Origin of the sequence: Corynebacterium suicordis DSM 45110, from assembly GCF_015351405.1 — a bacterium.
In the GTDB taxonomy this organism is placed as follows: domain Bacteria; phylum Actinomycetota; class Actinomycetes; order Mycobacteriales; family Mycobacteriaceae; genus Corynebacterium; species Corynebacterium suicordis.
Window position 1 is genome coordinate 169,354 of record NZ_JADKMY010000001.1, and the last position, 20,633, is coordinate 189,986.

At 61.3% G+C, this 20,633-nt stretch carries 19 protein-coding genes; 10 read left to right on the forward strand and 9 right to left on the reverse strand.

The window, feature by feature from the left end:
- Positions 1 to 11 precede the first annotated feature (11 nt).
- Together IRY30_RS00750 and IRY30_RS00755 are read right to left on the reverse strand one after the other, a co-directional pair.
- Positions 12 to 1,436, reverse strand: coding sequence for an FAD-binding oxidoreductase (locus IRY30_RS00750; RefSeq protein WP_194555512.1), 1,425 nt, complete (start codon positions 1,434 to 1,436; stop codon positions 12 to 14).
- An 89-nt stretch (positions 1,437 to 1,525) separates the two neighbouring features.
- Positions 1,526 to 1,819, reverse strand: a complete 294-nt coding sequence (locus tag IRY30_RS00755) for a hypothetical protein (protein WP_194555513.1) — start codon at positions 1,817 to 1,819, stop codon at positions 1,526 to 1,528.
- Between the two features lie 52 nt (positions 1,820 to 1,871).
- On the opposite strand from IRY30_RS00755, the gene IRY30_RS00760 reads away from it, so the two are divergent.
- The 5 genes from IRY30_RS00760 (at position 1,872) to IRY30_RS00780 (ending at position 5,680) form a co-directional block, all read left to right on the forward strand.
- Positions 1,872 to 2,486 (forward strand): hypothetical protein, encoded by a 615-nt coding sequence (locus IRY30_RS00760; RefSeq protein ID WP_194555514.1) that lies wholly within the window; start codon positions 1,872 to 1,874, stop codon positions 2,484 to 2,486.
- A gap of 59 nt (positions 2,487 to 2,545) precedes the next feature.
- The gene (locus tag IRY30_RS00765) at positions 2,546 to 3,694 is read left to right on the forward strand and encodes a hypothetical protein (protein WP_194555515.1); all 1,149 of its coding nucleotides are present in this window, start codon (positions 2,546 to 2,548) and stop codon (positions 3,692 to 3,694) included.
- 95 nt (positions 3,695 to 3,789) lie between these two features.
- Positions 3,790 to 4,440, forward strand: coding sequence for a GtrA family protein (locus tag IRY30_RS00770; RefSeq protein WP_194555516.1), 651 nt, complete (start codon positions 3,790 to 3,792; stop codon positions 4,438 to 4,440).
- The gene (locus tag IRY30_RS00775; protein ID WP_228502460.1) at positions 4,440 to 4,916 is read left to right on the forward strand and encodes a GtrA family protein; all 477 of its coding nucleotides are present in this window, start codon (positions 4,440 to 4,442) and stop codon (positions 4,914 to 4,916) included. The genes IRY30_RS00770 and IRY30_RS00775 overlap by 1 nt, the downstream gene beginning before the upstream one ends.
- An 89-nt stretch (positions 4,917 to 5,005) precedes the next feature.
- Positions 5,006 to 5,680 carry a biliverdin-producing heme oxygenase gene (locus IRY30_RS00780; protein ID WP_309826066.1) on the forward strand — a complete coding sequence of 225 codons (675 nt, stop codon included), beginning with the start codon at positions 5,006 to 5,008 and terminating at the stop codon, positions 5,678 to 5,680.
- Positions 5,681 to 5,703: 23 nt separating this feature from the next.
- Here IRY30_RS00780 and IRY30_RS00785 read toward each other — a convergent pair whose 3' ends face one another.
- Complete coding sequence (locus IRY30_RS00785; RefSeq protein WP_194555518.1) at positions 5,704 to 6,279, reverse strand: hypothetical protein; 576 nt, start codon at positions 6,277 to 6,279, stop codon at positions 5,704 to 5,706.
- 213 nt (positions 6,280 to 6,492) lie between these two features.
- Between IRY30_RS00785 and IRY30_RS00790 the strand changes: the two genes are divergently transcribed.
- Genes IRY30_RS00790 through IRY30_RS00805 form a run of 4 tightly spaced genes read left to right on the forward strand, consistent with a single transcriptional unit; the run spans position 6,493 to position 11,230 of the window.
- Positions 6,493 to 8,190: an HtaA domain-containing protein gene (locus tag IRY30_RS00790; protein ID WP_194555519.1), complete on the forward strand. Its 1,698-nt coding sequence runs from the start codon at positions 6,493 to 6,495 to the stop codon at positions 8,188 to 8,190.
- 60 nt (positions 8,191 to 8,250) lie between these two features.
- Positions 8,251 to 9,357 carry a heme/hemin ABC transporter substrate-binding protein gene (locus IRY30_RS00795; RefSeq protein WP_194555520.1) on the forward strand — a complete coding sequence of 369 codons (1,107 nt, stop codon included), beginning with the start codon at positions 8,251 to 8,253 and terminating at the stop codon, positions 9,355 to 9,357.
- Entirely contained in the window at positions 9,354 to 10,409 is a 1,056-nt protein-coding gene (locus tag IRY30_RS00800; protein WP_309826060.1) for a FecCD family ABC transporter permease, read from the forward strand. The genes IRY30_RS00795 and IRY30_RS00800 overlap by 4 nt, the downstream gene beginning before the upstream one ends.
- Positions 10,406 to 11,230: a heme ABC transporter ATP-binding protein gene (locus IRY30_RS00805; RefSeq protein ID WP_194555521.1), complete on the forward strand. Its 825-nt coding sequence runs from the start codon at positions 10,406 to 10,408 to the stop codon at positions 11,228 to 11,230. Before IRY30_RS00800 ends, IRY30_RS00805 begins: the two co-directional genes overlap by 4 nt.
- 21 nt (positions 11,231 to 11,251) lie before the next feature.
- Here IRY30_RS00805 and glfT1 read toward each other — a convergent pair whose 3' ends face one another.
- From glfT1 to wzm, 4 genes are all read right to left on the reverse strand, one after another.
- On the reverse strand, positions 11,252 to 12,154 hold the full coding sequence (glfT1, locus tag IRY30_RS00810; protein ID WP_194555522.1) for a galactofuranosyltransferase GlfT1: 903 nt from the start codon (positions 12,152 to 12,154) through the stop codon (positions 11,252 to 11,254).
- 47 nt (positions 12,155 to 12,201) lie between these two features.
- Complete coding sequence (locus tag IRY30_RS00815; protein ID WP_194555523.1) at positions 12,202 to 13,998, reverse strand: long-chain-fatty-acid--CoA ligase; 1,797 nt, start codon at positions 13,996 to 13,998, stop codon at positions 12,202 to 12,204.
- Between the two features lie 76 nt (positions 13,999 to 14,074).
- Complete coding sequence (gene wzt / locus IRY30_RS00820; RefSeq protein WP_194555524.1) at positions 14,075 to 14,863, reverse strand: galactan export ABC transporter ATP-binding subunit Wzt/RfbE; 789 nt, start codon at positions 14,861 to 14,863, stop codon at positions 14,075 to 14,077.
- Between the two features lie 19 nt (positions 14,864 to 14,882).
- Positions 14,883 to 15,767, reverse strand: a complete 885-nt coding sequence (gene wzm / locus IRY30_RS00825) for a galactan export ABC transporter permease subunit Wzm/RfbD (RefSeq protein ID WP_194555525.1) — start codon at positions 15,765 to 15,767, stop codon at positions 14,883 to 14,885.
- A gap of 85 nt (positions 15,768 to 15,852) precedes the next feature.
- Between wzm and lysX the strand changes: the two genes are divergently transcribed.
- Complete coding sequence (gene lysX, locus IRY30_RS00830; protein ID WP_194555526.1) at positions 15,853 to 19,050, forward strand: bifunctional lysylphosphatidylglycerol synthetase/lysine--tRNA ligase LysX; 3,198 nt, start codon at positions 15,853 to 15,855, stop codon at positions 19,048 to 19,050.
- Here lysX and IRY30_RS00835 read toward each other — a convergent pair whose 3' ends face one another.
- Together IRY30_RS00835 and IRY30_RS00840 are read right to left on the reverse strand one after the other, a co-directional pair.
- Entirely contained in the window at positions 19,051 to 19,854 is an 804-nt protein-coding gene (locus IRY30_RS00835) for an alpha/beta fold hydrolase (protein ID WP_194555527.1), read from the reverse strand.
- Positions 19,851 to 20,501, reverse strand: a complete 651-nt coding sequence (locus tag IRY30_RS00840) for a DUF998 domain-containing protein (RefSeq protein WP_228502464.1) — start codon at positions 20,499 to 20,501, stop codon at positions 19,851 to 19,853. The genes IRY30_RS00835 and IRY30_RS00840 overlap by 4 nt, the downstream gene beginning before the upstream one ends.
- Positions 20,502 to 20,633: the final 132 nt, after the last annotated feature.

Below are 20,633 nucleotides of genomic sequence, written 5' to 3' on the forward strand. Positions count from 1 at the left end.
GAGGGTGCGATTTAGAGCTCGAGGCGGCGGGACATATCGGAGGCGAAGACTCCGGTGGGGTCGATCTCCTGGCGGGTTTTCAGCCAGCCATCCAAGCCTGGGTACATCTGGTGGAAGTTCTCCGCGGAGGTGCGGGACTCCTTGGCCAGGTACAGACGGCCGCCGAACTCCATCACGCGCTTATCCAAGTCATTGAGGAACTCGCCCAGGCCTGGCTTGATGGGGAAGTCCACGCAGACGTTCCAGCCGGGCATTGGGTAGCTCAGGGGGGCGCGGTTACCTTCGCCGAACAGTTTGAACACGTTCAGCGCGGAGTAGTGGCCGGACTTCTGGATGTCGCGGATGATCTGCTTGAAAGGCTCCACCGCATCCATCGGCACCACGAACTGGTACTGCAGGAAGCCCTTGGAGCCGTAGCCGCGGTTCCACTCGCCGATGAGATCCAGTGGTTGGTAGAACTGCGTGAGGTTTTGCACCTGGTTCTCGTACTTGCCAGACTTCAGCCACCACAGCTCACCCACGGCAATCATGGAGAGCTTGTTCATGGTGAAGTTAGGGAAGATATCCGGCACGGTGAGCAGCTGCGGAGCGTTGAACTTCAGCGGGTTCTTCGCCAGCTTGGGTGCCAGTTCCTTCAGCTGATCGAGGGTGGCCAGGGAGCCGCGGGAGATGGCAGCGCGTCCCAGCTTTGGCTCTGGAGAGATGGCATCAAACCAGGCGGAGGAATAGGTGTACTTGTGTTCGGAGCCATCGGAGTGGAAGGCCACGGTCTCATCCAGGTTCTGGGTGAGGTCGCCATCCGCGATGAAGTACGCGGTCTCCGTGCGGGTCATCTTGATGCGCGCGCGCAGGATGATGCCGGTCAGGCCCATGCCGCCGACGGTTGCCCAGAAGAGCTCGCCGTTTGGATCATCCACAGAGCCTTCTGGCTCGAGGTGCAGAACGCGACCGTCCGCGACCAGCAGTTCCATGCTGGCCACGTGGTTACCGAAGGAACCGGCAGAGTGGTGGTTCTTGCCGTGAATATCCGGGCCGATCGCACCACCGATGGTCACCTGACGAGTGCCAGGCAGGACCGGAACCCACAGGCCGTAGGGGAGCGCGGCCTTCATCAGCTGATCCAGCGTCACACCGGCATCCACGTCCACGACCGCAGAATCCGGATCAATGGAGTGAATGTGGTTGAGCTGCTGCATGTCGATGACCAAGCCACCGCCGTTGGACGCAGGATCGCCGTAGCTGCGGCCCATTCCGCGGGCAATCACGCCACGCTGGAGGTGCTGGGGCTTATCCGAATTATCGTCCGCGACCTGCGCAACAGCGCGCGAAATCTCCTCCACATCGGAGGTGGACAGCACCTCAGAAGTAGAGGGTTGGGTACGGCCCCAACCGGTCAGCGTCTTGGTCTCAGTGTGAATGCTGGTCTGCATTGTCATGCGTTCCAGACTAGACGTTCCGCGCGCAGGGCTTCCACTACAACGCGCGTCGTGCAGCCGGTTGACAGCGAGTTGGCAGATGGGCCGGTCTAGTAAAGACCCATCATTTCCCGGATCTCCGTGGGCAACCCCTCCACGTCCGTGATTTCTTCCCCGTCCCATTGGGTCAGGATCTCCATTACCCGACGCCTACTCGTGGAATCCATGATGGGAAGTTCCTGAGCCATGAGACGTGTCATAAACGGGGAGAGCGGGAGGTTGGTTCTTTCCGCTGCTTCATACGTAGAGTTCTGCCCCACACCGCCCACGCGCACGGGAGCCGCGCGCTGCTCGAGCTCTTCTGGGCTGCGCTTCTTGCGCGTGAGAAAATCGAAAACTGCCATGGGCTCAGACTACTCCCCGGGTTTGTCCTGACCGGCTGCTATAAACGAACCCATGAGTCCAGCAGAAGAGCCCACCACCGCAGATCCGCAGTATGACCCACTCCTCGTGGTGGCCGTGCGCGGATCCACCGTGGCTATTTGGCAGGTAGAAACTGATCCCACCGTGGCCCGCGGGGATTTCTCCGGCGCGTGGCTGGTCACCGAAGAGGGTGTGCAGGGATTCGCTGCTGATGCGGAGTGGATCCCGGATACCGATAATCAGGCAATCATGCTGCAGCACTTGTTGCGCTACTCGTACCTCCCGGCAGTCGGGACCACCCAGAACGAAATAGAGAAGTTGATTGGTGAGGGTGGCGTCGAAAAGAAATGGGACATGGGTAAACCCACCACGGTGGAGGAATTGGTGAATGCCGCGCGAGCCGAGGTGGAGGAGGCGCGGAAGGAATTTGCGCGCTTGGCGCCGGGGAAGAAGCAGCCGGCGTGGGGTGAAGTTGGGGAGATCGAACCGGTGGAGGGCACCTCGTCGCAGGGGTTGGAGGGGGATGCGGCGCGGGCTGCGGATGCTGCGTTGGAAACAGCCCGTGGCCTGCGCAGTTGGCTGGATGAGAAGCAGGCATTCGATAAGCTCAAGGCACGCAGGCTCGACCCGCTTTACGAGGCAGAATAGACCGCGAGGAGAGAAGGCTCACACAGCGAACTTCGGTTCACGCAACTATCGTGTGAGGCATGATCGGCTCTCACGTGCGCACCCAGGACGCGGTGTCTTCAGCACGTCCGGAGCCTGGGGGAAAATCGCACAACGTGGTGGATCTCAAGGGGAGGTTCGCCAACCCGGGGGGTAACGAGGAAAATACCGGGGAGCAGCGGGCAGCGCTTGGGCTGCTGACCTTGAGTATTGAGCACAGCATCACCCGCGTGGGGCACTACACACGGCTGCTTTCCGTGAGCACCGCGATGTCCGTTGCGGAGCTGGTGGAGGCCATCATGATCTCCTTCGCTTGGCCGGAAGAAGTGCTGCACTGGTCATTGCGGGTGAAGAACCACGGGCTGCTCCACACCTACGCGCCGGGCGCGCTGGGAGCCACCGAACGGATGCTGGGTGTGCGCAGCGCAGGGCATTCCGTGGGGGAATCGCTGAGCAAGGGATGTGTGGCCCAACTGCAGGTGGGAGAGTACAGCTTCCTCATCCACGCCACGGACATGGTCAAGCACGAAGATGCCGAGCTCAACGCGGTGCTGCTGGGTGCGGAATTCCTGCCTGCGGTGGACAGCCAGGGGAACACGGTAACGGACGCGGAAGCGCTGCACCCAGAGGGAATCCCCGCGGCCGTGCTGCTCAGCCAGGTCAACATCGAGCTGGCAGGGGAGGACACCGTGGAGCAGGTGATGTCCCACGTGGACCGCGAGCTCAAAGCGCTGGTGCACGATGGCGAGCTCTATGAATTCGTGCCACTGCTGCAGGCCCTGGACTTGGAGCGGCCCGCGAATGTTTCGGAGCGCTCCGCAGAGTTGTTGACTGATGCGCCGGTGGAAGAAGATTCCGTGGGCAGGGCAGCGGCATGGGCGCGCATCGTGGCGTTATCCACGCTGGTCGGCGCGGATAACGTGGATGAGATGAGTGAGTCATTCATGCAGGCCGTGGGGTATCGCCGCGGGGATGTGCCGCAGCTGCAGACGCTCATGCCGAGTGACCTGGATCCCGAAGATCCGCTCACCGCGGAGGAGATCCGCGAACTTTCCCGGGAAACCGGGCGTTTGCTGGCGCTGGCCGGTGCAGGTGGCTGGGGTGCGAGGCCCGGCGAACCCGTTCCGCTGGTGCCACGTTGCTCGATGGTGGAGCGCCTAGAAATGTACCGTTTCCTGCTGCAGCGTTAATTGCGTGGTGGGTTGGCCCGCAATTGTTCTCAATTTTGCGGGCGTGCCGTGACTGGCGGAGGGGCAGCGGGGCGTAGTGTAATTTCCGATCTCCTATGACTGAACACACCACCAATCAGACAAATCCCTCGCGCGCCTCCGCTGCAGCCACCCCTCGCAGCAGCACCATGCAGCGCGGCCGTCGCGTTGCGCGGCAATTCCTGCGCTTCGGGATCGTTGGCGCCTCCGGATTCATCGTGAACCAAGCCGTGTTCGTGGTGGCGAAGAAGCTCTCCAGCACCGGTTTTGAGCTCTCCCCGTATGACGTTTTCCTGAACCTCATGGGCACGCAGTTCAATATGCGCTGGCACCATGTGTTCTCCATCTTGGCGTTCTTGGTGGCCAACGTGTGGAACTTCGTGCTCAACCGTTACTGGACATTCGGCGGCGCGGAGAAACAAAAGTGGTGGAAGCAGCTGCCGCAGTTCATGGCCGTGGGCGTGTTTGGCCTGCTCATCACCCTCGCGGTATCCACCGCGCTGGTGAATCCCGAATCCCCGATCGCGCTGCCGCAGGATATCTTCGATGACTCCACGGGCATGCGCACCAAGGCTTATTGGGGCAACTTCATCGGCGTGCTTTTCGCCGTGCCAGCAAACTTCCTCTTCAACAAGCTGTGGACGTTCCGAGTAGTCCGCGAAAAGCACGCGAACACCGGCAACAGCGACGCCGTGGACGCCGTAGAAGCAGTGGTGACCGGCAAATAATGAACCACGTTGAAGACGGATTCCAGGCTCCCGGCACGGTCCCTGCCGATGTAGTTGCGCCCGACCCTGCGGATTCCAAAAACTCCACTAACACCCAATTGCTGCGCTTCATCTTGGTGGGTGGCCTGAGTGCAGTGGTGGATTTCGGTTCCACATCCCTGTTCACCTGGGTGTTTGGGCTTCCCGACGCCACTTCGAAGACCCTGGGCTTTATCCTCGGAACGCTGACGGCATACCTGCTGAACCGACGGTGGACCTTCCAGGCAGATCCTTCTTGGTCTCGGTTTGCCGTGACCATGGTGACCTACGGGTTGACCTTCCTGGTGCAGATCGGCCTGTATCTGGTGAGCATCCCGTGGCTCGAGGGGATGGGGTTAAACGAATTCTGGGTGCGCCTGCTGAGCTTCGTGGTGGCGCAAGGAACCGCAACTGTGCTGAACTTCCTGATTCAGAAATTCCTGATTTTCCGCACGTGAGGTTTGCCGTGCCTAAGCGGGGGTTAGGTTAGGGTATGCTTTCTAAGCAACCTAAGAAAATCCCCAATTAGACAATGAAAGCGGTAGCCGTGACTTCCGTATCTCAGACCGCTCCACTGCCAGTAGATTCCACCGCCCCGAACTCGGTGCTGCTGCGCCAACGCACCGCAGCAGCCCACGAAAGCGCCGAGGGAACTGACTTCATCTCCCGGCTCATGGGCGGAGAACTGAGCGCGGACGCGTTCGCGGACTTCACCGGACAGCTGTGGTTCATCTACTCCGCGTTGGAGAGCGCGATGCGCAACGGTCGGGAGCATGCGGCCGTTGCTGCCGTGTATGACCAGCGGCTCGAGCGCAAAGAAAAGCTGGAGAAAGATCTCACTTCTCTCTTCGGCGAGGATTGGAAAGAGAAGATCTCCAAGCTGGAAAGCACCGCGGAATACGTGGCGCGCATCCAGGAGCTGGAAAAGGCCGGCAATGGCCCCGAGCTGGTAGCTCATCACTACGTGCGCTACCTGGGCGATCTGGCCGGTGGCCAGGTGATTGCTCGTCGCGTGGCGGAGCACTACAACGTGGCACCGGAGGCGCTGACCTTCTATGACTTCGCTGAGCTGGGCAAGGTTAAGCCCTTCCGCGATCAGTACCGCGACACATTGGATTCTCTTCCTCTCAACGAGGAAGAACAAGAGCAGATGCTGTCCGAGGCCGTGCGTGCTTTCAGCTATAACCAGGCAGTTTTCGAGGGGCTTGCCGCCCGCCACTAGTCGGGCGGCGCTAGCTCAGTAACTTAGTGCTGGGCGCGTCCCACGGGGTGCGCGGTGGCGAAGGTTTCGGTGGCCGCGTCATTTCGGGTGTCGCCCGCATGCTCATCCTCGTAGCCATCAACGGGGTATTCCTCGTACCCCGACTCTTCCCGAACCTTCCATGCGGTGGAGAGACCCGGCGCGAACCACACCAGAAGTGCGGTGAGAACAGCGCAGATCGCCGCGGCGGTCAGGGTGTACGTGCTGGGAACCAGGAAGAGGCACGCTGCAGAGAGCGCGGTGATGACGATCCACAACAGGGGAACGCTCCACGCCAGCTTCAATTGTGAATTAGCGCGGTCTTCATACCAATCCATGTCTGGGAACCGGCTGCGGGCTTCATTGCGAATTCGACGCAACGGGCGCGTGGAGATGGAAAAGATGACGAAGAGCAGCAACCCGATTCCCGCGCCAGCGATCAGCAGCTGGCCTGATGCGCCACCAAACGCCAGCATTCCTGCAGTCACCGCGATTGCGAGTCGCTCGATGCTGGTGAGGTGCAGAGGCAGTTCTGGCTGAACGTCGGGATACAGACGATCAAAGTTGGAAAGCTCGTTCATTGCACGTTCCTCAGCGGGTGGATTCAGCGGGTGGATAGGGCGCCCGATTAGGTAGTTCGGGCACATGTGTTTAGGCTAACCTTAATAAAGAATAAGCGGACTTTCCTAATCCTCTGTTTGTCCGGCAGGGATGAAGAGGCTCGCTCCACCACCACCGACGTTCACGACGTTCGGTGAGCTTGCGCAAAATTTCCCCAAGAAATGAGTGTTTTGATGTCCTTCGCTTTCTCCACTCGACGACACATTGCAGCAGTCACCACGGCGGCAACTGTGACTCTCGGAATGGGTCTGCTGCCCGTCGCCATGGAATCCACCGGGGCAGTGGCTGACGCGCAGAGTTGTCTGCTGGGACAAAAGACCGTTCAGGCGGGCTCCCTGGGATGGCGGGTCTCCGAAAAGTGGATGGAATACATGGCCAAGCCATTCGTGATCGGCAAGATCAGCGGTAGCGCGTGGAACGGCAACCAGTTCGTCTTCGCCCCCAAGGCGGAAGGAACCACGGGGATGGGCGGCCAGGGGACCGTTAAATTCGCCGGAGACATGCACTTCAACGGACACGCTGGCGCGCTGGACATGAACCTCACCGATGTCACCATGAAGATCAACGGCAATATGGCGCAGATTTTCGTCGACTACGTAACTACCGATCCAGAAAACCGCGTGGCAGGCTTGCTCGGGCAGAAGGTCTCTCGCGAGGATGTGCCAATCGTGGATGTGACCCTCAACAAGGCCGCGGATTTTAATAGCGATTCCGTGGATCTCGCGGGCAAGACCATCCTGACCCCAGAGGGAGCAAAGCTCTTCGGCTCTTACGAGGCAGGCATGGAATTCGCCCCGACCGCGGGCACGCTTTCCATGGGCGTGGGATGCAAGACTGGCGTGCTTCCCACCACCCCGATTGCTGCGGCTAATGTTCCCGCAGCCGGCAATGCTGCAGCTGCTCCAGCCCCGGCGAACACCGGAAATGGTGGCGGCCAGGCTTCTCACTCCGTGTCCGGTCAGAGCCAGTCGCAAGCCCAGGCGCAAACCCAGGCTCCAGCCCAAGTACCCGCGCAGGGAGCAGGCGGAGATGACGCGGCAGTGTGCTCTGGCACCGGAGCTGTCGGCGTGACCTCCTCCAAGGCGCAGTGGGGTGTGCGGGAATCCTTCCGTAACTACCTCACCAGCTCCACGGCTAAGGGAAGCTGGCAGACCGGTGGCGTGGGTGAAAACAACGGAATCTTCCAGTTCAGTGGCAATTCCGGCGCAGTGAACCCATCGCAGAAGTCCGGATCCGTGCTCTACCCCGGCACCATCCACTTCACCGGCCACGGCGGAACCCTGGACATCAAGTTCTCCAACATGGAGATCCAGTTCAATGGCAACTCCGGCCAGCTGCTGGTCAATGCGCGTTCCAACACCACGGAGGGTCAGGCGCGGGACTTCGGACGCATCGCCTTGGCGAACCTGAGCTTCAGCTCGCTGGAGACCTCTGCAACTTCCGCCTCCGGCACCGCCACCCCAACCCTCACCGCAGTGGGTTCCGAGGCCTTCGGTTCCTTCTACTCCGCAGGTGAAGCACTGGATCAGCTGAACTTCTCTGCCCAGCTGGGCGGATCCGCGAACTGCGCCGCCGGCCAAGGTGGGGCAGCCAATGCTGCAGCCACCGGCACCGGCAGCGCGGCTGATGCTGAAGCGCTACTCAACGAGGAATCCGGAGCCAGCGTGATGGATGAGGTGGAAACAGACACCACCAACAACCCACAGGCAGCCGAGGGCGGGGATCAGTTCAGCATCAAGCCCACCGGAGCAGATTCCCAGGGCAACTTCAACGACAGCCGCGTTGCAAGCTACATCCTGCTGGCTGCCTTGTTTGTTGTGGGAGGCGTGGCGCTATCCAGCTTCACGCGTCGAAACCCTACTGCTTCCTAAACGCTTCCTAACATCCGCAGCCCGCTGTCTTTCCGGCACTGTCTTTCTTCGAGGTACCCCATGTTCTCAACATCCCAGCACAATCTTCGACGCGCTGTGGTGGCCGCGCTGGCGGTAACGTCCCTGGCCCTATCTGGTTGCTCCTCGTGGGATACCGGCAACGCGGAACAGGAGTCCTCGAACTCTGAGATCATTTCGGAGCTGGAGAACTCCTCCGACAAGCCGGATCCGCGCCAGCTCAAGGGCGTGTCTACCGTCAGCGCTTTCGACGAAGTAGAGCCCGTCGCGGAGAACCCGGAACCCGCGCTCCCCGTGGAGCTGACGGATAACGACGGCAACGCCGTCAAGGTGGAGGATGTTTCCCGCATCGTCGCCCTGGACATGTACGGCACGTACACCAAGACGCTGCGCGGGCTGGGCTTAAGCGAAAACATCGTTGGCCGCACCAATTCCTCCAACGAGGAATCGCTGAAGGACCTGCCCGTGGTGACCCAGGGCGGCCACGATATCAACGTGGAAGCTGTGCTTTCGCTGCGTCCAAGCCTCATCATCGTGGACCACTCCATCGGCCCTCGCGGGGCAATTGATCAGCTGCGCGAATCCGGTATCCCCACCGTGGTGATGTCCCCGGACCGCTCACTGGAAAAGATGGAAGAGGGCATCAAAAACCTCGCCGGAGTGGTGGGTCTGCAGGAGGAAGGCGACAAGCTCGCCCAGCGTTCTCTGGATGAGTACGAGGAAGCCGTGCAAGCCATCCGCGAGATCGCCCCGGAAAAGCCACTGAAGATGGCCTTCCTGTACGCCCGCGGTGATGGCGGCGTGTTCTACGTGCTGGGCAAGGAGGATTCCACCGATGACCTCATCAGCGGCCTCGGTGGCACGGATGTGGCCACTGAGCAGGGCATTGGCGCACCCTCGCCCGCCAACGCTGAGGCCCTGGCCAAACTAAACCCGGAAGTCTTCGTGATGATGTCCGAAGGCCTCGAATCCACCGGTAATCTGCAGGGCCTGCTGGCCCGCCCGGGAGTGGCCAACACCACCGCGGGCAAAAACCAGCGCATCCTCGCTCTGCCGGATGGCGATTCCCTCGCCTTCGGTCCGCAGACCGGGGAGATGCTCCTGCGGGCAGCCCAGGCGTTGTACCTCAAGGACGGGCAGTCGCAGTGACGGCTGTTCAGTCGCACATCTCCGCAACTTTCCTGGATCGTAAGAAGAAGCGCGGACTGCTCTTCGTTGCGCTGATCGTCCTGCTCGTGCTGGTCACGATGCTGTCCATCTCCCTGGGGCAGTTCACCATCCCTCTTTCGCAGCTCACTGGCATCCTCGCCAAGGGGCCGATGGGTGCCTCCACGCTGGATGAAACCGTGGTGTGGAGAATCCGTATTCCTCGCGTGCTTCTCGGCTTGCTCGTGGGCGCTGCCCTGGGTGTGGCCGGGGCACTCATGCAAGCGGTCTTCGCCAACCCCCTGGCAGAACCTTCCGTCATCGGCGTGACCAGCGGCGCGGGTGTGGGTGCGGCGTTCGTCATGGTCACCGGATGGACCGTACTCGGCAGCTCTACTGTGCCGGTGGCGGCCTTTATCGCTGCCATGCTCACCGCCGTGCTGGTCTACAGCTTGTCCCGGATGAACGGCCAGGTGCGGATCGTCAACCTGATTCTGGTGGGCATCGCCGTGAATGCCGTGGCCGGAGCCATCATTTCCTTCATGGTGTTCATCGCCCCCACCTCCTCCCGCGAGCAAATCATCTTCTGGCAGATGGGCAGTTTGAACGCCGCCAAGTGGGAACAGGTCAGCACCGTGGCCATCGTGGTCGGCCTGGGCATCGCTGCCTCGCTGTTCATGGTGAACAAGCTGGACGTGCTGGCGCTGGGTGATCGAGCCGCCGGCCACGTGGGCGTGGACGTGCAGAAGTTGCGCCTGGCCGCCATCGCGCTGGCCACCCTGCTCACTGCGGGCGCGGTGTCCTACGCGGGCCTCATCGGCTTCGTGGGGCTCATCGTCCCCCACATCATCCGCACCGTTTCCGGCCCCGCCAACCGCATCCTCATCCCCGCTTCCGCCCTGGGTGGCGCGTTGCTCATCGCGGGTGCCGATATCGTGGCCCGCACCGCCGTGGAATTTGCCGATCTTCCCATCGGCATTTTCACCGCGCTGGTGGGTGGCCCCACATTCTTCATCTTGCTGCGCCGAATGATGAAGCGAGGAGGCTTGAAATGATCGAGGTACGCGCCGAAAACATCAGTGTCACAATCGCCGATAAGCCCATCCTTGCAAACGTCAGCATCACCGCCCGACCAGGCGAAATCACCGCGCTGATCGGCCCCAATGGCGCGGGTAAATCCACGCTTCTCTCTGCCCTTTCCGGGGATCTGAAGCTCTCCAGTGGAGCCGCCCACCTGGGTTCCACAGATGTCTCTGCAGCCTCCGCCAAGGATCTTTCCCGCCTGCGTTCCGTGATGCTGCAGGACACCAGCGTGGCCTTCAGCTTCCTGGTGCGCGACGTGGTGGAGATGGGCCGGCGTCCCTGGGCCGGCAGCGTTTCTGCGGAGCAGGATTCCTTGATTGTCGACGCCGCCCTCCACGCCACCAACATGACCCACCTGCAGGCGCGGGATTCGCTCACGCTCTCCGGTGGCGAAAGAGCTCGCATGGCCATGTCCCGAGTGCTGGCACAGCGCACTCCCGTGGTGTTCCTGGATGAGCCCACGGCCGCCATGGATATCCGCCACCAGGAGCAAACCCTGGGGTTGGCCCGCCGCTTGGCCCAAGGTGGGGCAACGGTGATTGTGGTGCTGCATGATCTCAATGCCGCTGCTGCCTACGCGGATCACGTGGTCTGCCTGTCCCAGGGAAAGGTGGTCTCCGATGGCACGGTGCATGAGGTCTATACCTCGGAGAACTTGAGCGAGATCTATGGCTGGCCCATCGATGTGGTGGAGCTGGGAAGCGGCCGGATGCACGTCTCACCCCGGGATGGGCATGAGGAAAACCACGCGGATCCCGCTCAGTTGGACGTGCTGCTTGGCGGCTATTCCTAGCATTTTCCCCTAGCGCTACTCCTAGGGCCGCTCGAACTTCTCCGCCCGCCCCTTAGCGTGCAACTTCAGCCACTCGCGGAAGCCAGCCACGTCCCGCTTCTGCACCAGGAAGAACCACGCGAAGCGCGCGTATTCCTGTGGCAGGAGCTTGCGCATGCCGGGCTGATTCATGATGTAACCGCGGTTGCGGTAGGTGAAATAGCGCTTGAACTCGTTATCGGGGAATTGCGTGTGCATCTTCCCGCCGAGGATTGGCTTGAACTCATCGGAGCCATCCGGGTGCAGGTAAGCAGCACGCAGCGATGTGCCGAAGGGCAGTCCGCTGCGCACCAAGCGCCGGTGGTATTCCACTTCATCCCCGCGAATAAACAGCCGGTAATCTGGCACGCCGATAATTTCCATGGCCTTGGCGCTGATCAATGCGCCGTTGAAGAGGGAAGCGATGCCGGGGATGAAGTCCCCTTCCAGCTCATCCAACCGCCGGCGCCACACCAGGCCCTGCCGCAGCGGGAAGGCCAGGCGCTCGGGATCCGCGATATTGCAGACCACAGGGCTGACTTCCTCTAGCCCTTCGCGTTCGGCCACGTCCAGCAGCGTGGAGAGCACGTGCTGATCAGCGGGGCGACCGTCATCGTCTGCGCACCAGATGGCATCTGCACCCAGAGCCAATGCGGTGAGGAAACCATAGGCAAAACCACCGGCACCACCCAGATTGGTCTGGCTGCGCAGATACACTCCGCGCGATCCCGCTACCTGCTGCACCAGTTCTTCCACCGCGGGGTCAGCGCCGTTATCCACCACGATGATGTGGTCGACTGCCGCGCACTCTTGGTTGGCAACTTGCTGCAGGCTGGCACTCAAAAGCTCCACGCGGTTGTGGGTGACGATGACGGCCGCGATGCTATCTGAGTGCTGAATTGGCATGTATCTAGTGTGCCATTAGACGGGATGGATCACCCCGCCTGACGCGCCTACTTGAGACGCTCGGCCACCATTTCCTTCACTTCGCCGCGGCGTACCTTGCCCAGCTGATCGGAAGGCAGCTCATCGAACTGCTCGTAGATGCGTGGCACCTTGTAGCGGGTCAGCTTCTCGCGGCAGAATTCCTTCAGCTCAGCCTTGAGGGAATCATCCAGTTTCTTGCCCTCCGCCAGCACCAATGCGGCGCACACGGTTTCGGAGCCATCTTCGCGGTCCAAGCCCACCACGGAAGCGTGAGCCACGGCGTCGTGCTCCCGAAGGACTGCTTCTACCTCTGCCGGGTAGATATTGAAGCCTCCGGTGATGATCATTTCCTTGATGCGGGAGACGATCTTGATGAAACCATCGGATTCCATCACGGCCATGTCACCGGTCAGGAACCAGTCATCGCAGAATGCTTCCTGGGTGGCCTTGGTCATGTCCAGGTAACCGCTGAACACCTGTGGTCCGCGGACCATCAGCTCGCCCGGCTCGCCATCGGGCATAGTGAGGGTGGGGTCTTCTGGGTCGCCGATGCGCACCTCGGTGGAGGGGAAGGGCACGCCGATGTAACCCTCGCGCCCATTGCCCATGGGGTTGCCACAGATGATCGGGGAGGTTTCGGTGAGGCCGTATCCCTCCACGATGTTGCCGCCGGTCATTTCTTCCCAGCGCTTCACGGTGGCCACTGGCAGGCTGGAGGCTCCGGAGAAGGAGTTGCGGATGCCCTTGAGAGATACGTTCTTTTCCTCAGCAGTGTCCATGATCTTTTCGTACAAGGTGGGAACACCAGGCAGCCAGGTGGGGCAGTCCGTCTTCATGAGCTTGAGGATCAGATCCATCTCCGGCGCGGGCAGCAGCTGGATGGTGCCGCCGATAGCCGGTGCCATGGTGATATTCATGGTCAGTCCGTAAGCGTGGAAAATAGGCAGTGCAGCCATCATCTTTTCCGTGCGTCCCACGCCCAGATCCTGCACCCACTCGCGACCCTGTTCGAGGTTGCTAACTAGGTTCATGTGGTTGAGCAGCGCACCCTTGGGAGTGCCGGTGGTGCCGGAGGTATAGAGAATCAGCGCGGGATCGCGGGGATTGACCTTTTCCTTCTCCGTGCTCTTGCCCTTGCCTTGGCGGAGGAAATCCTCGAAGCTCATGCTGGACTTGGTCGGAGCGGAAAGCTTTGCCTTGGCGGCCTTCAGAGCGGGGATAGGCAGGGGGAGGGAAAGCGCGAAACGCTGCAGGCGGGGCATGCTATCGATCAGGTTGATATCGATCACCGTCTCCAGCGGGGTGTCCTTCTTCAGCTCGCAGGCAATCTTATTGGCCTTCTCCCAGAAGAATCCCACGCGAGCCTTGTGGTTATTGAAAGGAACCTTGAGCTCGCTGGAGGTGTACAGAGGGTTGTGCAGGGCAGGTACCGCGCCCACGCACAAGGTGGCATAAAAGGCGATCAAAGTTTGTGGGGAGTTGGGAGCCACGATGGCTACGAAATCACCCTTGGACACGCCAGCTGCACGCAGCGCGGCAATCGCGCGATCCACCAAGGTTCCGTATTCCTTGTACGTGGTGGACTTGCCGAAGAAGGTAAAGGCGGGAACGTCCGCGAATTCCTTTACCGCGTTATCGAAAATATCCACCAAGGTGCGGGAGGTGGAAGTGGTATCCCCGCTGGCTCCAGGGCCAAAGAGAGTATCTACATCGATCTCTGGGCTGGTCCACTCTGAATAATGCTTGAGCCACGCCTTTTCATTTACTGCCTCGGATGCATGAGGGCCGGATTGGGCAGCCGTTGGTTGATTCTCAGTGCTCACTGTAAGTCCTGTGGGGTTTGGGGCGGTTAGATGAAAGCTTTTTTCCAAGTGTAACGCGCAACACTATGGCCGCTAGTTACCAGCGACCGAGATCGCGCAAAACGTTCTGGACGTGCTGTTTTGCTTCGGGGCCCTCGTAGGCACCCACCACTTCATCCACCGCTCCGGCTTGGCGCACCTCACCGTGGTCAATCCACAGTGCGCTATCGCACAACTGCGCCAGGAACTCATTGCTGTGGGAGGCGAACACCAGAATGCCGGAGCGTTCCACCATCTTCACCAGCCGCTCGCGGGCCTTGGCCATGAAGGCCGCATCCACGGCACCGATGCCCTCATCCAGCAGCAGGATCTCCGGCTCAATGGACGTCACCACGCCCAGCGCCAGGCGGATCCGCATGCCCGTGGAATAGGTGCGCAGTGGCATGGAGAGGTACTCTCCCAGCTCGCTGAACTCCGCGATATCATCCATTTTCCTGCGCATGGACGCGCGCGTCTGCCCCAGGAACAAGCCGCGGATCACGATGTTTTCGTATCCGCTGATCTCCGGGTCCATGCCCACGCCGAGGTCGAAGACCGGTGCCACTCGTCCGCGCACCACCGTGGATCCACGGGTGGGTTCGTAGATGCCGGAGAGCAGACGCAACAGCGTGGACTTACCAGCGCCGTTGTGGCCAACCAGCCCCACGCGGTCACCTTCCTGCAGGTGCAGGTTGATGTCGCGCAGCGCCTCCACCGTGACGGTGTTCTGCTCGTTTCTGCCGATCTGTCCACCCGCAGCGCCCAGAAAACTCTTCTTGAGGGAGCGAGATTTGGCGTCGAAGATAGGAAAATCTACGCACGCATCGTAGGTGTCAATGCTTACCATGACCAGTACCTTTCTTGACCTAAACCCAGTAACTCACGCGGAAGCGCCACGTACGCATGGCCAGCAATGTGAGCACCAGACCCACCACGGTGCACACACCCACCACGATCCAGTGATAACCGGCCACGCTCTCGCCGATCATCGGCGCGCGGATGATCTCCAGGTAGTGATACAGCGGGTTGATCTGAGCCAACTTGGCCCGATCGGCCACGTCACCGCCCTGCGCCTCCAGGGTCCGGGTGGTCCACACGATGGGGGTCATGTAGAACGCCAGCTGCACCAGAGATTCCAGCAGCGGTGCCACATCGCGGAAGCGCGTGGCGATGATGCCGAACAGCATGGTCACCCAGATGCCGTTGAGCAGGATCAGCAGCATGGCGGGGATCACCAACAGCACCTCCCAGCCCAGCGCTGGGCGGAAGATCACCAGCAGCGCCAGCCAAATCACCAGGTTGTGCAGCAGGAAGAGGAACTGCTTCCACACCAGCCGGTACACGTGCACGCTCAGTGCGCTGGGAAGCTGCTTGATTAGGCCCTCGTTATCAATAAAGACCTCCGCGCCCTCCTTGATGCAGCCACTGATGAAGCCCCAAATGATCAGACCAACCGCCACGTGCGGCAGGAAGGTAGCCAGATCCTGCTGGAAGAGCATGGAATACAGCAGGCCCAGCGCAATGGCCATCACGCCCGTGGCCACCGTGATCCACAGCGGTCCTAGCGTTGACCTGCGATAACGCTGCTTGATGTCCTGCCAACCCAGCACCAGCCAGAGCTCTCTCTGCTGGAAACCTTGGCGGAGATCCTTCCATGCCGCGCCGAATGTGACGGACTGGCTAGGGGGTGCACCGTTGCTGGTACGGGCGGTAATACGTGCCAGATCGGGCTGTTTCCGGGGCTCGTTCATTGTTGGCATGTTACCCGCCCGGCAGGTCAATTCTTTTTTCCGACGCCACCCTGGCCCCTCAGATTTTCAGTAGTAGGGTGACCTTATGAAAAAAAGGTGGGAATCGAAAATTCTCCTCCTATCGGTGACCCTGGCGACAGCGTGGTTCATCGTCGGCCTGCTTCTGCGATCGTTCTCCCGCGATGTAGTCGAAGACATCGCGGTGGGATTCTACTTCGCGGGGTTGCCCAATTACCCCACGCTGTTCATGGCCATCTTCCTGGTCATCCTGCTCTCCGGCATGTTGCGCAGGCAGCGCGTGGCACTGCTGATTTATCTGATCGTCTTCCAGCTCTATTACGTGGTGGTCAACGCGCTGTTGCTGGTCTTCTTCTTGGGATTCAACGAGGAGGAAACCACCCGCGAAATGCTGGTGTGGACAGTGGTGCCGCTGCTGGCCTCGCTGGCGTATCTGATCCTGGGGTTCCGCGCGCTGCCGGATTTCCCGGCCAAGGTGCGGGGAAACTGGAAGCCCGCGCTGGCAGTGCTGGTGCTGGGAGTGGGGGCCAGTTTCCTGCTGGTCCTGGCCATTCTCTACTTCGGTTTCCACACCCCGTTGAACCTTTTCCTGCACTGGATTGGGTACGTGGTGCTGGGGCTTTCGCCCATCGATGTGCTCATTGATCCCGGCCTGCATGTCCCCGACTGGGTGCGGATTCTGGGCGAGGTGGCTGCCTCGCTGAGCGTGTTCGCGGCCTTCCTGCTGTTGCTTCGTTCCGTGAACGCGCCCCAGGGTTCGGAAAAAGCCGCGATGGATGCCCGCCGGATGCTGCTCAGCCCGCCTTCGGAGGATTCCCTGGGCTACTTCGCCACCAACGATGACCGCGCCCTTCTGATCAGCGAGAACGGCAAGGCGGCCGTTTCCTATCGGGTGATCGATGGCGTGTGTATCGCCGCGGGCAACCCGCTGGGCGATCCGCAGTATTGGAACGATGCAGTTCGCGAGTTCCTGGCTTTCGGCCACCGCAATGGCTGGATTCTGGCCGCGGCCTCCATCTCCGAGCCCGGCGCGCGGGCGTATGCCGATGCTGGACTGCGCATCATCCCCATGGGTGATGAGGCAATCATCGATACTCGCCGCTTCGATATCAAGGAGCTCCATGGGGTGCGCAAGGTGGTCAATCGCCTGAAGCGCAAGGGTTATGTGGTGCGGATCCAAACCCAGGCTTCGCTCACCGCTGAGGAGCGCGCCGAATTGAAGCAACGCGCCGAAACCTGGCGCCACGGCGACGAGCGCGGCTTCACCATGGCTTCCGGCCGCGTGGGTGATGAGCGCGATCAACGCACGTTCATGGTGACCGCCCATGCTCCCGATGGGGAAATGCAGGCGATGCTCACCCTCGTGCCGTGGGGTCGCCGGGGATTGTCCCTCGATGTGATGCGCCGCTCCCCGGAGGCGCCCAACGGGGTCACGGAATTGATGGTGGCAGAGCTGGCCAAGGAGGGCACCGCGCTCAACGTGGACAAGTTCTCCCTCAACTTCGTGGTCTTGCGCGAAGTGATGGAAAAGGGCGGATCAGTCTCTGCGTCCTTCTTCCACCGCTTGTTGCTGAAGCTGCTCATCTTCTCTTCCCGCTGGTGGCAGATCCAGACCCTGTATCAGTCCAATGTGAAGTACAACCCGGATTGGCAGTCACGCTATTTGGCGGTGGATAGCACGCTGCACACCGCCCGCGTTCTGCTCTCCTTCGCCTTTGGCGAGGGCTTCCTCCCGCGCTATCAGCCTCCCCTGCCACAGCTCGGCAACTCCGCGGAGATCCAGGCGCTCGAGGCAGAGCTTCTGCGCAGTAAGAAGTGGGAAAATAAGCTCACGCTGCAGCAGAGGTGGCGTCGAGAAAAATTGGGTGAGCTGCAAGAAAACGGTCAGGTGGGTTACCCCTCCAGCGTGCCCCGCACCCACGACCTGGCGGTTTTGGGGGACTTGCCAGTTGGCGACGCCGAAATCTCCGTCACCGGGCGTGTGCAGAGGATCCGCGATCATGGCGGCGTGCAGTTCGCGCAGATCGAAGAATCCGGGGTGCAGTTCCAACTGCTGGTGGAGGCCACCGCGGGGGAGGCGGCTCGGACTTTTCGGAGGTTCGTGAGTAAGGGTGACGTGATCTCTGCAACCGGTGTGCTGGGGGCCTCGCGTAATGGCACTCCTTCGCTGTTGGTGAGCCAGTGGCACATGGCCGCGAAGTCCCTGGTGGAGTTCCCGACCCAACCGCTGAGTAATCCCTACCAGCGGGCGAAGCTGCGCCACATGGATCTGGGCACCAACCTGGCCGCGCGAGATCTGGTGATCGCCCGGGCCAAGGTGGTGGATGCGGTGCGGCAGACGCTGCGCGCTGAGGAGTTCCTGGAGGCGGAAACCCCGATTCTGCAGACGGTTCACGGCGGGGCGAATGCCCGCCCATTCCGCACGCATATCCGCGCTTATGACCAGCACCTCACTCTGCGCATCGCGCCGGAGCTCTACCTGAAACGCCTGGTGGTGGGCGGTATTCCCAAGGTGTTTGAGCTGGGCCGGAACTTCCGCAACGAGGGCGTGGATAACACGCACAACCCGGAGTTCACCGCGCTGGAGGCCTACCAGGCGTATGGCGATTGGAACAGCATGCGGTTGCTGACCGAGCGTCTGATCCGCAATGCGGCGATGGCCGTGCACGGCAGCACCACACTGCATCTGCACGCGGGCAACGGTGAGCCCGTGGCCATTGACCTTTCCGAACCTTGGGCTGTGGTGCCGGTGTACCAGGCGGTATCTGACGCGGTGGGCAAGGTTATCCGCCCGGAAGATGACGTGGCTTCGCACAAGGATCTGTTGGATCGGTACGGCCTCAAGGTGGGCAGCGTGGGTGAGCTGGTGAATGAGCTGTACGACGAACTGGTGGAGCCCAACACCATCGCGCCGACCTTCTACTCGTGGTTCCCGGTGGAGACCTCGCCACTGACCATGGCAGACCCGGAGCAGCCATTGACCGCGCAGCGATGGGATCTGGTGGCCTGCGGAATGGAGCTGGGTACGGCCTACACCGAGCTGGCCGACCCGCTGGAACAGCGCAAACGTCTCACCGAGCAATCACTGAAGGCTGCCGGGGGAGACCCGGAGGCCATGGAGATCGACGAGAACTTCCTCACCGCGCTGGAATTCGGCATGCCGCCCACGGGCGGGCTGGGCATCGGGGTGGACCGCCTAGTGATGTTCCTGCTGGAGCAGAACATTCGCGAAGTGCTGGCCTTCCCGTTCGTGAAGCCGGAGTAATTAACTGGGGTTGCCTTCCGGGAGGTGGCGCGTCACGCTTCCCGGTACGGAGATGGGGAAGAGGTGATTGTGCTGGGGCAGGAACACGGGGCGGGTTCCCAGGCGCTGCGCCAGCTGGAGTTGCTCTCGCACCAGGGTGCTCGCGGTGTTTGCGGATTGTTCTTCGGCTGCCACCAGTTGAGTGATCCGCGGGCGGTGCGGGCCGCGTAGCCACTGGGTATCTGCGCGTCCCGAATCCGCTCCTCCGAAGGCGGCGAACACGCGGCGCTGCACCTTCTCGCACGCGCAGTTTTGCCTGATCAGCGACTGTGCGGCCGCGCGGCTTCCGAAATACTGCGCGCGCTCCTGCTTGCTGAGCGGTTCAGGGTGCTGCGTGCCCCAACGGTTCATCGCGCTGCGCAATAGCGGCAAGAATGGCGCCAGCACCCAGCTGGGCAGGCGCGCTCCGAAGTCCGTGCCCAACCGGGCCCACAACTTTTCCACGCGTTTCGCCAGTGGCTTGGGTAGTGGCCAGGTTGAGGTGAGGTGGGCGTGCTCGGGAGTGGTGGCATCGGCCAGCACAATCTCCGTGACTTCCCCCGGGTAGCGAGCCGCCCACTCCAGGGCCAGAAGTCCTCCCATGGAATGCCCCAGGATTTTCACCGGTAGCTGCACGCCCTCGCGCCGGGCATAGGCGCGCACTTCCTCGATGGGCGCATCCAAACCGACTTCCCAAGCATCCATGACCCACGCATTGAGCGATTGCTGCAGCTCACAGTAATCCTGTGGAGGGCAGCCCAAGCCGGGGAGAATAATCCAAGTCATCGTGTTCCTTTATCGGGGGTTTTGCTGGGCGTACGGGGATCGAGCGCGTGGGGGACGCACAGCAACATCATGCTGATACTCAGCACCTGCACCCGCTGGATTATTCCTACCGGCCAGCCGAAGATCACCGCGCCAACGATGAGCACGCACGTGAGCAGAAATAGGACGGGAGGAAGTTTCTGCGACCAAGGTGCGCTCCACAGAGACTTCAGTAATCCCGCGGCCACCACCAGTACGCTCAGCGAGACCAGCGTGGAGGCCACCAGGTGCACATCGATGCCCGAAGGCGGGCACGAGGGGAGAGACTCCGCGCACGGCATGGGGAAGAAGCTATCCACGACCGTGAAGAAAGCCATGGCCAATAATCCGCCGGCAATCATCCACTGGGCTCGATTCCACTGTGCTCGTCCCCAGCCACCCGAACGTCGCCGGAAAATCAGCGCCAGCGCCATCAGCAACAAGGCACTGGACACAAGGTCTGCGCCCGCAAACCACCAACGCTGCGGATTGTCCGCGGCGGCGTACTCGGAGAGGTAGCTGTCTACCGGGGACAGCGGATAGCCGAAAGCCGCTTCCAAGAGGAACGTGGAGTACGCCACGGCGCTGAACAGCACTAATGCTTTTATAACCATCGCGAGAGAACTCATCTGGGATTTTCGGAATATGGCAGGCTAGTATCGTCGGAGTCTAGTCCATGTTGTTGATCCCAGCGCGCTGTGGAGTTTTCCAGCTTGCGGAGAAAGCGGAAGGTGAAGTTCGGTGTTCGATAACCCTCGAGT

What these genes read in the sequence shown, in the direction of transcription:
- wzm (WP_194555525.1), bottom strand. Translation starts at nt 15,767, where the DNA reads ATGAACGAGCCCCGGAAACAGCCCGATCTGGCACGTATTACCGCCCGT.
- IRY30_RS00835 (WP_194555527.1), bottom strand. Translation starts at nt 19,854, where the DNA reads ATGACTTGGATTATTCTCCCCGGCTTGGGCTGCCCTCCACAGGATTAC.
- IRY30_RS00750 (WP_194555512.1), bottom strand. Translation starts at nt 1,436, where the DNA reads ATGACAATGCAGACCAGCATTCACACTGAGACCAAGACGCTGACCGGT.
- IRY30_RS00795 (WP_194555520.1), top strand. Translation starts at nt 8,251, where the DNA reads ATGTTCTCAACATCCCAGCACAATCTTCGACGCGCTGTGGTGGCCGCG.
- IRY30_RS00785 (WP_194555518.1), bottom strand. Translation starts at nt 6,279, where the DNA reads ATGAACGAGCTTTCCAACTTTGATCGTCTGTATCCCGACGTTCAGCCA.
- IRY30_RS00805 (WP_194555521.1), top strand. Translation starts at nt 10,406, where the DNA reads ATGATCGAGGTACGCGCCGAAAACATCAGTGTCACAATCGCCGATAAG.
- IRY30_RS00755 (WP_194555513.1), bottom strand. Translation starts at nt 1,819, where the DNA reads ATGGCAGTTTTCGATTTTCTCACGCGCAAGAAGCGCAGCCCAGAAGAG.
- IRY30_RS00760 (WP_194555514.1), top strand. Translation starts at nt 1,872, where the DNA reads ATGAGTCCAGCAGAAGAGCCCACCACCGCAGATCCGCAGTATGACCCA.
- IRY30_RS00765 (WP_194555515.1), top strand. Translation starts at nt 2,546, where the DNA reads ATGATCGGCTCTCACGTGCGCACCCAGGACGCGGTGTCTTCAGCACGT.
- IRY30_RS00775 (WP_228502460.1), top strand. Translation starts at nt 4,440, where the DNA reads ATGAACCACGTTGAAGACGGATTCCAGGCTCCCGGCACGGTCCCTGCC.
- IRY30_RS00840 (WP_228502464.1), bottom strand. Translation starts at nt 20,501, where the DNA reads ATGAGTTCTCTCGCGATGGTTATAAAAGCATTAGTGCTGTTCAGCGCC.
- wzt (WP_194555524.1), bottom strand. Translation starts at nt 14,863, where the DNA reads ATGGTAAGCATTGACACCTACGATGCGTGCGTAGATTTTCCTATCTTC.
- lysX (WP_194555526.1), top strand. Translation starts at nt 15,853, where the DNA reads ATGAAAAAAAGGTGGGAATCGAAAATTCTCCTCCTATCGGTGACCCTG.
- IRY30_RS00770 (WP_194555516.1), top strand. Translation starts at nt 3,790, where the DNA reads ATGACTGAACACACCACCAATCAGACAAATCCCTCGCGCGCCTCCGCT.
- glfT1 (WP_194555522.1), bottom strand. Translation starts at nt 12,154, where the DNA reads ATGCCAATTCAGCACTCAGATAGCATCGCGGCCGTCATCGTCACCCAC.
- IRY30_RS00790 (WP_194555519.1), top strand. Translation starts at nt 6,493, where the DNA reads ATGTCCTTCGCTTTCTCCACTCGACGACACATTGCAGCAGTCACCACG.